Here is a 13,730-nt window from a genome sequence, read left to right as displayed (position 1 = left end):
GATGGCACTACCGACAATTCCGCTGGTTTTCACACGCAATGCAAAATAGCCACCAAAACCCAATTTGCAAAATAAAGTCGCTCGCAAGGTAATCGCTTGCCGCAATGGTGACCCCATCTTTGATGCGTATTGCCAGCTCGATCAAATTATCATTGTCAATATTGCCGTAGACCCTCGTTTGAGCACCGTCATTTTCAAGCCAAAGCGCACCTGCACCAAAGCAGGGCTCGGCAGCTCTGGTTTGAAGCCCGGGGAAGGTGAACTCGGAGTTTTCAGCGCTCGTCAAATCGGCGTTGATGCCGGAGACGTCAATGATATCTCCTCCCGCGACGCCCACGCCTTCGATACCGTCGATAAGGTCCGAACCATCGAATTTCGAATGTGACGCAAATTGGAAGCGGAAAGTGTCGTTCTGGGTGTTTCCACGCAGAATATCGATGCCCTTTCCGCCCTCCAGTATGTCATTGCCGTTGCCGCCAACCAGAATGTCATCATCGTTGTCGCCCCACAGGACGTCAAATCCGTCACCGCCGCGCAAAATGTCGTTGCCTTGATTGCCAAAGAGTTCATCCGCTTGGGTGTTTCCGTCGAGAATATCATTTCCTATCCCGCCATAGAGCGTGTCGTTGTTGGCGGACCCGAGCATACGATCGTTTCCTTCACCCCCATACAGGACGTCATCGCCACCCCCGCTCCGGATAGCGTCGTCTCCTTCGCGTCCAAAAATCAAATTGTCGCCGCTCGCACCAATTAATGCGTCGTTTCCAAGACCACCATCGATCATGTCGTCTCCAAGGTTGCCATCCAGCGTGTCATTGCCAGAACCACCTGAGAGGAAATCGTCGTCATCGCCGCCTCGGGCGACATCGTCACCGTCGCCACCCTCAATCGTATCAATGCCTGTTTCTCCACTTAGAATATCGTCGCCTTCACCTCCTAAAAAATACGTCGTTTCCGACACCGCCCTTGAGGAAGTCATTCCCGTCGCCGATGATGAGAACGTCATTCTCCGCTTCGGCGTAGACTTTGTCACCTCCATCACCCGAATTTTTCGTGTCGTTTCCGTCGCCACCGTTTAAAGTATCGTCCCCAGTTCCACCAAAAACAAGAATGCGATCATTCCCGGCGAGGCCGCGGATTGTATTGGCACCGGGCTTTCCTTGGAGAAAATCCGCAAATTCTGTTCCAACAATATCAACTGACGCGCTCTCGTCGTCGTTCAAGATCGTAAACACGATCGTCTCATTAAGAAGTCCATTGCCTTCGGCCAAATCAATATTGATCGTAAAGCTTTCATCGCTCTCGACTATTGCATCCGTCAGAATTGGCAACAGTATGTTTGCCTCGTCTTCGCCGGCGGCAAACGTCACACTTCCCGACGGCAAACCGCTAACGAAGCCCGACGCGGTAGCTGTGCCGGCAGTCACCGTAAAACCCACGCGCGCGGATTGGCTGAGGTCGCCGTCCCGGCGTACCGTGATGGCGAAGTCGTTGGTTCCACCGGTGCCTTCGCCCGTGCGTGGATCATCATTCACGAGGAGGACTTCGAAAGAAGTGTCGTTGTCGGAAATCTCCACCGAAGCGGTCGCGCTAGTTGCTCCGGCCTGGAAGGTTGCCGGAACATCGGAGACGCTCAAGTCGATGACGAATCCTTCGGGCCCTTCTACCAGCTGGTCATCCAATATTTCGACCGAGGCTGTCTTGATGACTTCACCTGCGAGGAAGGTGACCTGGCCGGAGTTCGTCACGTAGTCTGCGCCAGCTGTGGCAGACCCGTCCATCGTCGCGAAATCCACCATCACACTTTCAGTCGCTGCCGAGGAAAGCCTGACCGTCAGCTCGGCCATCATGGTGCCCTCGGCGCTTTCAGAGATCGTGATGTTGTCGTTATCAATCAACAGGGTCGGGATTATTGTAAGGCTCCCAAGTTCAAGCCGCTGGTCCATGAACTCTGTAAATTCGACATTCGTCAGCGTGTCACCTGTGCCCACAGTGATGACACCGCCGGTCTGGCTAATGCCGCCGGCCTCGGCCACGGTTTTTTCGTAGACTACTGTGTCGACGCCGACACCGCCGTCGATGGCCGCCGTGCCCCCCCGCATGACGAAGCGATCATCGCCGCCGAAGCCTTGCAAGGTGTGAGTTCCGCTGGTGACGATGATCTCGTTGTCGAGTTCGTTGCCCGAAACGATTTCCGCCGTTCCCTGGATGACATAGTTCGTCGCGACGACGCTCAGGGAGACATACTCCTGGGTTCCATCCGCCTAGGCCTGCCGCAGCTCGGTCTGCCCGGTGGTAATTCGGCTCTGGATGGCGGCGGTCGGTGTCCCGTCGTTAAAGATGACATCGAATGTGACGACATTATTTGCATTTATCGAACGGTCAAGGCCATCAATGCTGCCGTCATAAGCAAGGCCAAGCGCGCCGTCGACCAATGCAACCGGAGCTATTGTCTCGACGAGCGCACTATCGAGTTTCACTTCGATCTGGTTGATGATGTCGCGATTAATGCCGGACACAGAAAACGCATCTGTCAAATCTGCGGGATTGAACAACTGAACCGCGTTGCCGCTGTCGATTGTATTCAGCGAGCTCAGGTCCGCACCGGAACCAAGTCCAAAGGCGCGCACGTCTACTGTCGCTTCGGACAACGTGCCTTCCGCAACGGTTTGCAAAGAAGGACTGGCGCCGCTGCCGAAGCCGTCGGAAAGGAAATAGGCGATGTTGGTGGCAGTGCCAACGTTGGCCAGGCTCTCAAACCAGCCTTCCGCAGTCGAAAGCGACAGGGCTTTTCCAAAGCAATGCTGAGTGGCGGCGTCGCGGATTTGTAGAAATCATTGTTGTATTCCGTCGACCGGCAGTCGTTTTCTTGCAAACGAGGAGAGGGAAAGAGGACTATCTCAGCCTATCGTCGTGTTTACAATAATTGCTGCCAGATCAATTCAGCTTTGATGGATTTTAAAAAATCAGGAGCGCTAAAGACGACAGTCTAGCGGTCTATTGGGCCTGACGTAAAACCGCCGCATAGAAGCTCCCATATTCGTCAAATGGCGATCTGTACTGGTTTCGACGGGCAGAGTTAGCAGTAGATTTCACGGACGATGTAGCGCTTTACGTAACGAATGATTTCTCTTTTGCACTTCCCGTCTTTTATGCGCTTATTGGCATATGCAAGCTGTCCAACGTCAGCTCTTATCGGGCCAAAATACTTAACGACGGACAGAGCCAAGAAGGGCATCTGATTGGAGATTTTTTGCGGATGCCTGGGCTTACCATGGCCGCGCTACTCTTTGGCTTTTGCGGTTGGGTGGTCATAGGCTTTCAGTTCGTCGCCTACATGCAAAGCATTGAAGCCTTTCAGGCCTTGGGATGCGCACGCGCGTAAACCTCCATCAGGCGTGCGGTATCAACGGCGGTGTAAGCTTGGGTGGTAGAGAGAGACGCGTGACCCAGTAGTTCCTGTATCGCACGTAAATCGCCGCCTGCATCAAGCAGATGCGTTGCAAAACTGTGCCGCATCGCATGTGGCGTCGCGCTGGATGGCAGACCGAGTTGCATGCGCGCGCGCGCCATGACTTTCTGGATCGGACCCGGACCCACTGCGCCTCCGCGTATGGCGCGAAAAAGTGGACTATTGGCTTCCAAAGAATGAGGGCAGGCGCGCACATAGGCATCTACTGCCTTGCGTGCGGCAGGTACAACCGGGACCACGCGCTCTTTTCCGCCTTTGCCAGTGATGCGCAGCACATCGGGCAAGGGCGCATCGGCGCCGGTGAGGCCGAGGGCTTCCGAAATCCGCAACCCACAACCCCAAAGCACAGTAACAACGGCAACATCGCGCAAGGCGACCCAAGGTTTTTCGGACTGCATCTCAATGGCATCAATGAGGCTACGCGCAGCGTCTTCCGCCAGCGGGCGTGGTAGTTTCTTCTGAAACTTCGGGGCGCGAACGGACAGAACCGCAGTGGGTTCAAAACCCTCGCGTTCCGCCAACCAGCGATAAAAAGACTTCACAGCTGACAGTTTGCGGGCAAGTGAACGAGATTCCATGCCAGTGCCACGTGCCTGTGCCATCCATGCACGCATGTCAGTGATGGAAATGCGCGCCAAAGCCGCGAGGCCCTGGCGATCCGCCTTGTACTCGGTCATGAACGCCAGAAACTCGGTCACATCACCCTGATAGGCAATAACCGTGTTTTCTGCTGCGCCTTTGAGCGCCCGCTGGTGACTGATCCAGGTTGCAAGGGCGTCACGCGCAGCCGGGCTGATCAGGCTCATGTCAAAAAGCGACGTATGACCCGTTCAAATACGCCTGCGAAAAAGACCAGAAGGTCGCTGCCTTGTTGCGGGGCAAACATGTCAGGATCCTGTGATCCCATGACCAACAAGCCGGGCAATCTGTCGGGCCCAAAGTCAAGCACCAGACAGGCTTCGGATTTTATCTGACTGGCGGTCTCGCCGTAGAAAAATGCCGTTGCAGCAGGCGGGTGCCTGAGAGTGACAATGCGCGCTGTCCCCTGTCGGCTTTGGGCGAGATAGTCATCGACAAATCCCGCTTTTGCTATGGCCAAATCTTCATAAGGATGGCTCGGGACTGCGTCGTCCTCATTTTCATCCACCTCGGCCACCAGTTTAATCGCATCAAGGCGCAGAGTGTCTTTGATGTCCGTGTCCAGACATCGCAGCAGATCTTCCAGCGTAGCGCAATCCACCAGACTCAGGATGGCGCGATGCACCTGATTGGTGCCAGCAAGGTTCTCGTAAGCGGCGGCAATGACGGAACGATGGGTGTTTTCCAGACGATCCAGACGGCCCTCCATGCGATCCATGGCAATACCGCGCAAGTCTACGACATTAGCGCCCATGGAGCGTTCATTGGCCGCGACCAGAGCTCTCATCACGTCGGAATCCTCAAGGATCACATCGGGTTGCGAAAGTATCGCCTCTCGCAGGGCGTTATCGATTTTTGGTGTGCTGCTCATTTTTATGCTCTTTTGTTTTGCGACGTGGTTAACACAAATCACGTTCAAAATCTGCATGGAAATGCGTAGGAACAGTCAAGAGCAGTAAAGGTGTTGCGGATGGGTGCCAGCGTCGCGTCGACGCCGGCCGCAATTAGCACATCGCCTGGCGGTGTCAGATAATTTTCTGACCTGTCTTGGCCCAATCAGCCATGAATTGTTCCAGACCTTTGTCGGTCAGGGGATGTGTGGCCAGTTTCTTGATCACTTCCGGCGGTGCCGTAATGACATCAGCCCCGATCAGCGCGGCTTCCTGCACATGGTTCACGGAGCGAATGGAAGCGGCGAGGATCTCGGTTTCAAATCCAAAATTGTCATAGATGGTGCGAATGTCCTGAATAAGCTCCATGCCGTCCAGGTTGATATCATCCAGGCGACCAATGAAAGGGCTGATGAATGTAGCGCCGGCCTTGGCGGCCAAGAGCGCCTGATTGGCGGAAAAGCACAAGGTCACGTTGACCATTTTTCCCTCACCTGACAGCACCTTGCAGGCTTTCAATCCGTCCCAGGTCAACGGCAGTTTCACCGTGATATTGGAGGCGATTTCCGCCAGCTTGCGCCCCTCGGCGATCATGGCTTCGGCTTCGAGTGCCACGACTTCGGCACTGACAGGTCCTTCGACAATCCCGCAGATTTCTTTTGTGACTTCAATAATATCGCGCCCCGATTTCAAGATCAGGGAGGGGTTCGTTGTGACCCCATCGACCATGCCAAAATCGTTAAGTTCGCTAATCGCCTGTGTGTCGGCCGTATCGACAAAGAATTTCATCGGTGCAGTTCCTTTCGAAGTCTCTTGTGAACGCTAACATGTTTGTCTCTTGCGCTTGGCTTTACCGCATGATCTGCGATGCTTAAACCCTGAAATGTCCTTGCCTGCCGGAGCATGCCCGTTGAGCCTGCCGCAATTTTACGACCAAGGTGACCTGATTGGTGTGTTGACAACACAGCCTTTGGGGCGTGCGCTGGATTACCGGGCCCCTGAGGGCGGCTGTCATTTGGGCGCGTTTGTCGAGGTGCCTTTGGGGCCCCGAAAGGTGCTGGGTGTGGTCTGGGGGCCGGGGCAGGGTGATTACGATCTGTCAAAAATCCGCTCAGTCATGCGGGTGTTGGAGGCGGCTCCAATGCGCACTGAAATGCGCAGTTTTCTGGAACGTGCAGCGGATTATACGTTGACGCCGATGCCCGCGATGCTGCGGCTTGCCACGCGCGCGCCGGGGCTGGGCGATCCGCCCTCTATGCGCAAGATTTACCGGCGGGGGCCGGGTGAGCCGGACAAGATGACAGCGGCCCGGCGCAAGGTGCTTGAGGCGTTGAGCGCCTATGGCGATCTGGCATTTACGCTCAAGGAACTGGCGGAAATGGCTGGGGTCGGCACGTCGGTCGTCAAGGGGTTGGTGGCCCAGAATGCGGTCGCCGAAGAAGACAGCCCGCGCGATTTGCCTTTTGCGCATCTGGATCCCGCCTTGCCGGGCAAAGAATTGACGCCTGATCAAGCCGCTGGCGCGGCGCAATTGGCGCAAGCCGTTGCCAGTGAACACTATGGCACCACGCTTTTGCGCGGGGTGACCGGATCGGGCAAAACAGAAGTGTACTTGGAGGCAGTCGCGGCGGCGCTGCGCGCTGGTCGGCAGGCATTGGTGTTGCTGCCAGAGATTGCATTGACTGCCGAATTCCTGACGCGGGTGCAGGCGCGGTTTGGCGCAAAACCAGCAGAATGGCATTCGGGGGCAACCATGACCGAACGACGCCGCATCTGGCGGATGGTCGGACAAGGGGATGCCCAACTGGTGATCGGGGCGCGTTCTGCTTTGTTTTTACCTTTCCAGAACCTTGGCTTGATTGTTGTCGATGAAGAACATGACACCTCTTACAAACAAGAGGAGGGCGTGCTTTATAATGCGCGCGACATGGCCGTGCTGCGCGCGTCGATTTGCGGGGCGCAGGTCGTTTTGGCCTCTGCCACTCCCAGCCTTGAGAGCTGGGCCAACGCGCAGGCGGGCAAGTATAAACGGCTCGAACTGACCTCCCGTTTCGGACCAGCCGTGATGCCCGAAATGCGCGCTATTGATATGCGCGCGGAAAGCCTGCCTTCAGATCGTTGGGTGTCCAAACAGCTGCAGGATGCAGTGACTGCGCGCCTTGAAAAAGGCGAACAATCGCTGCTGTTCATCAATCGCCGGGGCTACGCCCCGATTACATTATGCCGAGCCTGTGGTCATCAGATCGGCTGCGATCACTGTGATGCGCGTATGGTTGAACACCGGTTCCTGAAACGACTCATGTGCCATCAATGTGGTGAAACCAAACCCATGCCGGATGTCTGTCCTTCTTGTGACGTGGCGGGAAAACTGGCGGCTGTGGGTCCGGGCGTGGAACGGTTAGGCGAAGAAGCCGCCAGCCTGTTTCCTGAGGCGAAAATCGCAACCCTGAGTTCGGACATGTATGGCACGGCGCGAGCCCTCAAAGCCGAAATCGCTGGGATTGCAGAGGGAGCTGCGGATGTGATCATCGGCACGCAACTGGTAGCAAAAGGGCACAATTTTCCCAAATTGACGCTGGTGGGGGTGATTGATGCCGATCTCGGTTTGCAGGGGTCGGATTTGCGCGCGGCTGAGCGCACGTTCCAACTGATGCGGCAGGTTGCGGGGCGGGCAGGGCGCGCGGAAAAACCGGGGACGGCCCTGATGCAAACTTATCAGCCCGAACACCCAGTCATTCGCGCCATTCTGGCCGGGGATGAGGAGCGCTTCTGGTCAGCAGAGGCGCGCGAACGTGAGGCCGCTGGTGTGCCGCCCTATGGTCGCATGGCGGGGATTATTTTGAGTGGATCGGATGTGGCAGCGGTCTTTGACGCAGGAAACCTTTTGGCCCGTCAGGATGGACCGCTGCGCGCCATTGGGGCGCAGGTTTTTGGTCCGGCACCCGCACCCATTGCGCGTGTGCGCGGACGTCATCGGGTCCGATTGTTGATCAAAGCGGAAAAATCCGCCCCCTTGCAGGCGGCCCTTTCAAAATGGGTGGCGCAGCTGCCTATTAAGGGCGATTTGCGTTTGTCTGTGGATATTGATCCACAGAGTTTTTATTAAACCGATCAGGACCTGAAAAGCCGTCGCAAACACCACATTTTGATAGCCATTTCTGTTTGTGTGCACCACGGGACGGCTCTTGTGCCTTTTTGCGCCTCGCCAAACGCGCCTAAAACGCATATTGCAAATCCATGGTCGAGTTCGTTCCCCTTTCAGACGCGCGACAGATGCCGTTGTGGCGACGGCCCATCACATTGTTGTTCGTGATGGCCTTCGCAATGCCAATCGCGTTCTTCACCTGGTACGCGCTGCTGAACAATTTCACCAAGGAAGTCGCAGGATTTGATGGCGCCGACATCGGGCTATTACATACCATACGCGAAATCCCCGGGTTCCTGGCAGTTGGCGTGATCGCCGTCATCATGTTCATGCGCGAACAGCTGCTGGGCCTTGTCTCGCTGGTCTTGCTGGGGGCTGCCACGGCCGTCACGGCGCAGTTTCCCGAACTGACAGGCATTCTTATTCTGACATTCCTGAGTTCGGTTGGCTTTCATTATTATGAAACGGTGAACCAGTCGCTGCAATTGCAATGGCTGCCAAAAGACAAGGCCCCGCAGATCCTGGGATGGCTGCTGGCGACCGGATCCGCCGCGACTTTTGTCGTCTATTTTGTGATCATGATCCTGTGGGAGCCTCTGGGGCTGACCTATAATATTGTCTTCATGGTAGGGGGCGGCGTGACCGTTGCGATTGCGATCTTTGCCATGCTCGCCTACCCGCAGTTTGAGGCACCCCATCCTCAGATCAAGAAAATGATCCTGCGCAAGCGCTACTGGCTCTATTACGCGCTGCAATTCATGTCCGGTGCGCGCCGTCAGATTTTTATGGTCTTTGCTGGCTTCATGATGGTCGAAAAGTTTGGCTTTGAGGTGCATGAAGTCGTCGGGCTCTATCTGATCAACCTGGTGATCAACATGGCGGTGGCGCCGTTTCTGGGGCACATCGTGGCGCGCTTTGGAGAACGCAATGCCCTTGTGTTTGAATACGCCGGGCTGGTCTGCGTTTTTCTGGCCTATGGTGGTGTCTATTTCTATGATTGGGGGTTTGAAATCGCCGCGTTTCTCTATGTGATCGACCACATGTTCTTTGGTCTGGCACTGGCGATGAAAACCTACTTCCAGAAAATTGGCGATCCCGGGGACATTGCGCCCACTGCGGCCGTCGCCTTCACCATCAATCACATTGCTGCTGTCTTTCTTCCGGTACTATTGGGGATAATGTGGCTCGTCTCTCCGGCGGCAGTTTTCCTGTTGGCTGCTGGCATGGCAGGGGTGTCCCTGATCCTTGCGACGCTGATCCCGCGTCACCCCGAAAAAGGCAATGAGACGATCTTTGCGCGACCGGTGCCGGCTGCGGCGGAATGAAAGAGGCCCGTTTTCTGACGGGCTCCACCATGGGTCATGTCGTGCGTATGACGGCGACCGGTGCCATGGGTATTACATTTGTTTTTCTGGTCGATGCGGCGAATCTGCTTTGGATTTCTCAGCTGGGGGATCCGACACTGGTGGCGGCTATTGGCTTTGCCTTTGCTGTGCAATTCTTCTCCGTCTCCTCAGGTGTTGGCTTAATGATCGCGGCTACTGCATTGGTTTCGCGCAGTATTGGTTCAGGCAATCGCAGTACGGCGCGCGAACAGGCCGGAGCAGCGATTGTGATCGCCGCCAGCATCCAGGGATGCGTGGCTGCGCTGGTCGTCCTGTTCAGACACGATCTGATTGCTCTTGCCGGGGCAACAGGGGAAACTGCTGCCCTGGCGGCGCGCTACCTTGGTTTCACCATGCCGTCGCTGGTGTTCATGGCGGTAGGCATGATCTGTTCGGGTGTGCTGCGCGCAGAAGGGCTGGGCGCCAAAGCCATGTACGTCACGCTTTTGTCTGGCACATTGTTGATGGTCATTGATCCGATTTTGATCCTGTGGCTTGGGTTGGGGTTGGACGGTGCGGCCATCGGCCTGTTTTGTTTCCGCATTGCCTTGATGGGTCTGGGTCTCTATTTTGCTGCCTATCAGCACCGCCTAATCGCGATGCCGTCCAGGCAAAAAGTTTTGGAAGTCCTGCGTCCGTTTATGGTCGTGGCTCTTCCGGCGATTGCCACGCAAATGGCAACACCGGCGGGAAATTATTTTCTGACCATAGTCATGGCGCCGTTCGGCGATGATGCGGTAGCGGCATGGGCAGTGGTGGGGCGTTTGACCGTTGTTGCCTTTGGTGGGGTCTTTGCGCTCTCCGGTGCAATTGGTGGTATTTTCGGCCAGAATTTCGGTGCGGGACAATATGACCGACTGCGCAGCACCTATCGCGACGCTTTGATATTTTGTTTGGCTTATACTCTGGCCACCTGGGGCCTTCTCTTGTTGGCAACACCCTATGTGGTCGCAGCCTTCGGGTTGGTCGGGCAGGGCGCGGAAGTCCTTCACGCCTTTTCAACGATTGGGGTGGGGGGGTTCATCTTCATTGGCGCGCTTTTTGTGTCGAATTCAGCGTTCAATAACCTGGGCAAACCCGGCCGCTCTACGCTGGTTAACTGGAGTAAAGACGGGCTGCTCAGCTGGCCTGCCGCTGCATTCCTGGCGACAATTTATGGTGCGCCGGGTGTGATCTACGGACAGGCTGTTGCAAGCGCCCTTGTTGGTGTTTTCTCTGCATTGTGGGGGTGGCGTTTTGTGCAAGGATTACGCGCAGAGGCATGCAACCCGCTTGACCTTCCCCCAACGCGGCCCTACCCGAACCCGGACCGCTATCGGAGACGCTGATGCCTACGTTTACTGCGCTGACAACCTTGCCCGGGAAAGCCGCCGCCGAAAAACTCGGGGCGGCGATGGAAAACCTGGATCCTGAACCGACCGGAACAGGTGTCTTCGAGGTTGAGGATGGCTCGGGGCTCTGGGAAGTCGGAAGCTATTTCACAGAAATGCCTGATGACACCGCCCTGACCCTGCTGGCGGCAGCGATGGGGGCAAAGCCATTTGTGGTTTCAGAGCTCCCCGAGACCGATTGGGTTGCACATGTGCGGCGCGAATTGTCACCGGTACGGGCAGGGCGGTTTTTCGTCTATGGCAGCCATGATGCTGATCAGGTGCCTGAGGGATGCGAACCCTTGCTTATTGAGGCGGCTATGGCCTTCGGAACAGGGCATCACGGCACGACTCTGGGATGTCTGCGGGCGCTTGACAGGCTCGCACATGAGGGATTTGTCGGCAAAAATGTCGCCGATATCGGTTGCGGCACAGCCGTTTTGGCCATGGCGGCGGCCCGCATATGGCCGAATAACGTCTTGGCAAGCGATATTGACGAGGTCGCCGTCGATGTCGCCAACAGCAATATCGCTGCAAATGATTTGCAGACGCGTGTCAAATGCGTCGAGGCTGCTGGATTTGATCATCCGGATCTCGTTGCCCGCAGCCCGTTCGATCTTGTTTTCGCGAACATCCTCAAAGGGCCGCTGATTGCCCTGGCGCCGGAAATGGCGCATTGTCTGAAACCGGATGGATGTGCGATCTTATCCGGTATCCTGAACGAGCAGGCAGAAGATGTAATTGCGGTTTACGAAGATACTGGCTTGATTCTGAAGCACCGTGAAGAAGTCGGGGACTGGACAACGCTTACAGTGATGCGACGTTCGGACAGACCCGCCTCCCCTTAAAGATCTGCGCGGGCTTGGGCAGCAAGCATCGTATGATCCGAACGCATTGAAGGCAGGTTGCGCCATACCGCTGCATTTCGATCCGGCGACAAAGGTGCATTTGCAAGTTGAGGTGATAATTTTTCAGAGGTGAATGACGACGTCCTCTGGCAATCTCTCAAAAACATTTGGTGATATAAAAAGGCCGCTCCTTCGATTGCGAAAGAGCGGCTGTTTTGTTTTTCATCTTTCCTGGCCTGACGCGGCGCTCTGGGTTATCGGATGATCTGGGAGTCCGCAACGTATTCAATGTCGCCGCGGCTCAGGCCGATGTCTTCCAGTTCGCGGTCTGTCAATGATGACAATGCGTTACGTGTAACGCGGGCATCATTCCAAGACACAACGGTTGCCAGAGTGTCGCTGATCATGGCGAAGAAACGGCTTACTGCGGATGCGGTGCCGTATGTGGTGCGGGATGTGTCAGAAATAGTCATTGTAGCCGTCCTTTTTTTTCGAGGTGAACCGATCATGTCGGTGTGTGATGACTGGCAGATAGGATGCGCCTAGATTTTCAGCAAGGTGCGAATTTGCATGTTTGATATGCGCTTGGTGCATGGGTGGTCATCATGGTTAACGTTAAGTAAATAAACAAGAAATAATGCTTCCGAACTGTCGAAAACAGGCTCGAAAATGACGTAATCAGGCGATGGAAAAGAAATGAGGACGGATTGGGGCCTGACAATCCGTTTGAAAGGAACCGCTTGGCGGATGTTCGCCTTTCGTGCTAATGCATCAAAAAAGAAATAAATTGTTGGGGCAGAGCCATTGATACGGGTAATTGGCATCGATCCAGGGTTGCGCAACCTTGGTTGGGGCGTGGTGGATGTTGCAGGCAGCCGACTCGCACATGTTGCAAATGGCATCTGTAAGTCTGTTGACGGGCCGTTGAGCGAACGATTGTTGTCTTTGCACGATCAATTGACCGTTATATTTGCGGAGTTCGCACCAGATCAGGCCGCCGTGGAACAGACTTTTGTGAATAAGGACGGTGCCGGTACGCTTAAACTCGGACAGGCGCGTGGGATTGCGATGCTGGTTCCGGCACAGGCGGGGTTATGCGTAGGAGAATACGCACCCAATACAGTGAAGAAAGCGGTTGTCGGCGTCGGTCATGCAGATAAGGCTCAAGTCCTTCACATGGTGCAGATGCAATTGCCCGGGGCTGTGATCGCAGGGGCTGATGCAGCGGATGCGCTCGCGATTGCCATTTGCCATGCCCATCATGGCGGTGCGAGTGGATTGAACGCAGCCATCGAAAGAGCGCGGGCATGATCGGAAAAATAACTGGACGAATTGACTACAGGGCGGCGGATCATGTGTTGATCGATGTGCGCGGTGTCGGTTATCTCGTCTTTTGTTCGGATCGCACCATGGCGGGCATGCCGGGCGTGGGCCAAACGGTGGCGCTTTTCACCGACCTTGTGGTGCGCGAAGACCTGTTGCAGCTTTTTGGATTCACCACGCGGGCGGAAAAGGAATGGCATCGGTTGTTGACATCGGTTCAGGGCGTGGGTGCAAAAGCGTCGCTGGCCATTCTGGGAACGTTGGGACCGGATGGTGTCAGCCGCGCCATTGCCTTGGGCGACTGGAACGCGGTCAAGGCGGCAAAAGGCGTGGGACCGAAGATCGCGCAACGGGTCGTGCTGGACCTCAAGGATAAGGCGCCGGGTGTCATGGCGATGGGGGACACATTGGCCGCAGCGACAGGGGAAGCTGGAGCGGAGGTCATCGAGACCTCCGCTCCAGCAGCGCCGCCACCACCGTCGTCTTCAGCACAGGCCGATGCACTTTCGGCGCTTGGGAACTTGGGCTATGGCCCAGCTGATGCTGCCGGAGCGGTGGCGCAGGCGGCGGGTGAGACCCCCGGTGCGGATACGTCAACGCTTATTCGGGCGGCATTGAAACTGCTGGCTCCAAAAGGCTAGGATGATGTGCGCCGAGC

13 protein-coding genes and 1 pseudogene are annotated in these 13,730 nt (G+C 56.0%); 6 read left to right on the top strand and 8 right to left on the bottom strand.

Annotation, left to right across the window (positions count from 1 at the left end; translation table 11 throughout):
* Positions 1-7: 7 nt before the first annotated feature.
* The 7 genes and pseudogenes from R8G34_06995 to fsa form a co-directional block, all read right to left on the bottom strand.
* The gene (locus R8G34_06995) at positions 8-979 is read right to left on the bottom strand and encodes a calcium-binding protein (GenBank protein ID MDW3222625.1); all 972 of its coding nucleotides are present in this window, start codon (positions 977-979) and stop codon (positions 8-10) included.
* Complete coding sequence (locus R8G34_06990) at positions 930-2,135, bottom strand: Calx-beta domain-containing protein (protein ID MDW3222624.1); 1,206 nt, start codon at positions 2,133-2,135, stop codon at positions 930-932. Before R8G34_06990 ends, R8G34_06995 begins: the two co-directional genes overlap by 50 nt.
* 129 nt (positions 2,136-2,264) lie before the next feature.
* Positions 2,265-2,651, bottom strand: a complete 387-nt coding sequence (locus R8G34_06985) for a hypothetical protein (GenBank protein ID MDW3222623.1) — start codon at positions 2,649-2,651, stop codon at positions 2,265-2,267.
* Positions 2,652-2,754: 103 nt separating this feature from the next.
* A pseudogene (locus tag R8G34_06980) lies at positions 2,755-2,965 on the bottom strand (hypothetical protein).
* Positions 2,966-3,357: 392 nt separating this feature from the next.
* On the bottom strand, positions 3,358-4,278 hold the full coding sequence (locus tag R8G34_06975) for a tyrosine recombinase XerC (protein ID MDW3222622.1): 921 nt from the start codon (positions 4,276-4,278) through the stop codon (positions 3,358-3,360).
* Positions 4,275-4,982, bottom strand: a complete 708-nt coding sequence (locus R8G34_06970) for a DUF484 family protein (protein ID MDW3222621.1) — start codon at positions 4,980-4,982, stop codon at positions 4,275-4,277. The genes R8G34_06975 and R8G34_06970 overlap by 4 nt, the downstream gene beginning before the upstream one ends.
* A gap of 154 nt (positions 4,983-5,136) precedes the next feature.
* Complete coding sequence (gene fsa, locus R8G34_06965; protein MDW3222620.1) at positions 5,137-5,790, bottom strand: fructose-6-phosphate aldolase; 654 nt, start codon at positions 5,788-5,790, stop codon at positions 5,137-5,139.
* 94 nt (positions 5,791-5,884) lie between these two features.
* On the opposite strand from fsa, the gene R8G34_06960 reads away from it, so the two are divergent.
* The 4 genes from R8G34_06960 to R8G34_06945 all read left to right on the top strand — a co-directional run bounded on the left by R8G34_06960 (position 5,885) and on the right by R8G34_06945 (position 11,749).
* The gene (locus R8G34_06960) at positions 5,885-8,107 is read left to right on the top strand and encodes a primosomal protein N' (GenBank protein ID MDW3222619.1); all 2,223 of its coding nucleotides are present in this window, start codon (positions 5,885-5,887) and stop codon (positions 8,105-8,107) included.
* Positions 8,108-8,238: 131 nt separating this feature from the next.
* Positions 8,239-9,471 carry an MFS transporter gene (locus R8G34_06955; GenBank protein MDW3222618.1) on the top strand — a complete coding sequence of 411 codons (1,233 nt, stop codon included), beginning with the start codon at positions 8,239-8,241 and terminating at the stop codon, positions 9,469-9,471.
* Positions 9,468-10,859 (top strand): MATE family efflux transporter, encoded by a 1,392-nt coding sequence (locus R8G34_06950; GenBank protein ID MDW3222617.1) that lies wholly within the window; start codon positions 9,468-9,470, stop codon positions 10,857-10,859. Before R8G34_06955 ends, R8G34_06950 begins: the two co-directional genes overlap by 4 nt.
* Entirely contained in the window at positions 10,859-11,749 is an 891-nt protein-coding gene (locus R8G34_06945; protein MDW3222616.1) for a 50S ribosomal protein L11 methyltransferase, read from the top strand. Before R8G34_06950 ends, R8G34_06945 begins: the two co-directional genes overlap by 1 nt.
* A 254-nt stretch (positions 11,750-12,003) precedes the next feature.
* Here the strand turns inward: R8G34_06945 and R8G34_06940 are convergent, their stop codons facing one another.
* On the bottom strand, positions 12,004-12,222 hold the full coding sequence (locus tag R8G34_06940) for a DUF1127 domain-containing protein (GenBank protein MDW3222615.1): 219 nt from the start codon (positions 12,220-12,222) through the stop codon (positions 12,004-12,006).
* Between the two features lie 334 nt (positions 12,223-12,556).
* Here R8G34_06940 and ruvC point away from each other — a divergent pair, with 334 nt between their 5' ends.
* A complete protein-coding gene (gene ruvC, locus R8G34_06935) occupies positions 12,557-13,060 on the top strand; it encodes a crossover junction endodeoxyribonuclease RuvC (protein ID MDW3222614.1) in 504 nt (167 codons plus the stop codon).
* The gene (ruvA, locus tag R8G34_06930) at positions 13,057-13,713 is read left to right on the top strand and encodes a Holliday junction branch migration protein RuvA (GenBank protein MDW3222613.1); all 657 of its coding nucleotides are present in this window, start codon (positions 13,057-13,059) and stop codon (positions 13,711-13,713) included. Before ruvC ends, ruvA begins: the two co-directional genes overlap by 4 nt.
* Positions 13,714-13,730: the final 17 nt, after the last annotated feature.

This window comes from Paracoccaceae bacterium (genome assembly GCA_033344815.1).
Lineage (GTDB): Bacteria > Pseudomonadota > Alphaproteobacteria > Rhodobacterales > Rhodobacteraceae > Roseobacter.
This window is presented reverse-complemented; position numbering and strand designations above follow the sequence as displayed.